At 37.0% G+C, this 2,414-nt stretch carries 2 protein-coding genes; both read left to right on the forward strand.

All coding sequences use genetic code 11. The features are described from left to right. A partial coding sequence (locus tag CIW83_RS22455; protein WP_201260097.1) for a hypothetical protein occupies window positions 1-760 on the forward strand: 760 nt, incomplete at its 5' end. Between the two features lie 93 nt (window positions 761-853). Further along, on the forward strand, window positions 854-2,414 hold a 1,561-nt coding region (locus CIW83_RS21690; protein ID WP_158220214.1), incomplete at its 3' end, for a S8 family serine peptidase.

Consider the following 2,414-nt stretch of genomic DNA (forward strand, 5'->3'; position numbering starts at 1 on the left):
TGTAGAAGTAGTTCATGTAATAGGTACTGTAACCGATAATATTGGTTTAGCAAAATTAGAGATAAATGATAAAGAGATATTAGTAGATGAATCTAATAGTTTCCATGAAAGATTGATGCTAGACCAAGGTGAAAATACTATTACTGTAAAAGCAACTGATGGAGCAGGAAATGTAACTACAGTTGTAAGAACTGTATTAGTAGGGTTAGAATCACCAGCTATTACTAATATTTTACCAGATGAAGACATAAGTCTTAGAGAAGGAGATACTCTTACTGTTAGCTTTGAGGCACCAACAGTGGGAGAAGGATATTTCAGGTTGCTAATGCCATTTGGATTAGATAGCAATGAAATAGGAATACCAATGACAGAAGAAGATGGATTATATACTGGAACTTGGATAGCACCAGCGGGATTAGTGGCTACAGGACTAAAGGTTCAAGTAGTATATATTAGTGAATATGGAGTTAAGGTAACAGAAATGGCAGAAGGAAGAGTAACAGTAATAGGAAATATCAAAGATTTAATATCTAATTCAATGATAATAGGTGATGAAGCATTTGATATGGACTTTTTAGATAATGATGCAAGTGCACAGAGAAAGTTAACCGAATGGTACAATACCGGGGGTGAAGTGTATATCAAGCTTAATGATACTACCATAGTCAATGAGGAAGGGGAGATAATAGCTATAGATGAACTACCAGACTTCATAACATACTTTGATATAAGAGGAAATGTAACATACTACGAGAAATAAGATGATAAAGGGGAGGCCCCTATTTACAGGGGCCTAATCCTGAAAATGATGTTATTTCAAATTTTGCCAAAAACTAAAGGAGGGAATTGTTGAATGTCAAAGAACAAACAAGTAAGAAAAGTATTATCCCTAATAATAAGCCTTATTATGGTAATGGGATATTTTACATCCTTTGTTTATGCAGAGAACAACCAACTTAGTTCAGCAAAAGAAGATTTACGCAAAGAGGCTTCAATGAAGATAGAACCTGAAGTAATGAAAGGGTTAAATAATGAAGACTTAGCAGAGGTATTGGTCTATATGGCAGATCAAGTAGATGCAGAGAGGGTAGCCTACGCAACAGAGTCAGCTTTATCATCAGCTATGACACCATATCAGACTAAACTTCAAGTTAGGAAAGGTGTTATAGAGGCTTTAAAGGATAATGCAGAATTAACTCAAGTAAATATCTTGAATTATCTAGAGAAGGAACTGGAAAATGGAAATGTAGTAGAATTTACACCTTATCATATAGTTAATATGGTATATGTAAAAGCTACAAAGGAAGTAATAGAGAATCTTTCTTATATGTCAGAAGTAGAAAAAATATATGAAAATAAAATCCATACATTAGGGGAGGTAAAACTAGATAGTGAAATAAAACCTTCTGATAATAGTTTAGAATGGAATATAGAAAGAGTAAAAGCTAATGAAGTATGGGCTCTAGGATATGATGGCACAGGGATAGTAGTAGCAAATATAGATTCAGGAGTAGATTGGACTCATCCAGCACTTAAGAATAAATGGAGAGGTTATGATCCAACTACAGGAGCTACAAGTGCTAGTGGAAACTGGTTTGACCCTGTATATAACGCAGCATTACCAGCAGATTCAGATGAACATGGAACTCACGTAATGGGAACAATGGTTGGTCAAGAACCAGATGGATCTAATAAAATAGGCGTGGCACCAGGAGCAAAATGGATATCAGCAAGAGTATTTAATACAGCTGGCTCTACAACAGATGCTATATTATTATCAGCAGCACAATGGATATTAGAGCCAGGTGGAAATCCAGACAATGCTCCAGACGTGGTTAATAACTCATGGGGTGGAGGGGCTGGAATAGATGATTGGTATAGAGAGGCTGTTAGAGCATGGAGAGCAGCAGGAATATTTCCAGTATTTTCAGCAGGAAACCAAAGGGCAGGGGAACCGCTACCTTGGCCAGGCTCCATATCATGCCCAGCTAATTATCCAGAATCCTTTGCAGTAGCTGCAACTGATAGAAATGATATAAGAGCATCTTTCTCAAAACTTGGACCATCACCATATGATGAATCCTTAATTAAACCAAATATATCAGCACCGGGTGCAAGTATACGTTCATCAGTACCAGGAGGAGGATATCAAGGTGGTTGGTCAGGAACTTCCATGTCAGCACCTGCTATTTCGGGAACAGTAGCGCTTCTCTTATCAGCTAATGCCTCTTTATCAATAGAAGATATGGAAGATATTATACAGAATACTGCTAGACCATTAACTGATTCCACATATCCAGCAGCACCAAATATGGGTTATGGATATGGTATGGTAGATGCATTTGAAGCAGTATCATCCATAGCTACAGGAACAGGATATATTTCGGGTAGAGTATTGGTTCCTGGAGAAGATG

The sequence above is a fragment of the Tissierella sp. P1 genome (genome assembly GCF_002266425.1).
Lineage (GTDB): Bacteria > Bacillota > Clostridia > Tissierellales > Tissierellaceae > Tissierella > Tissierella carlieri.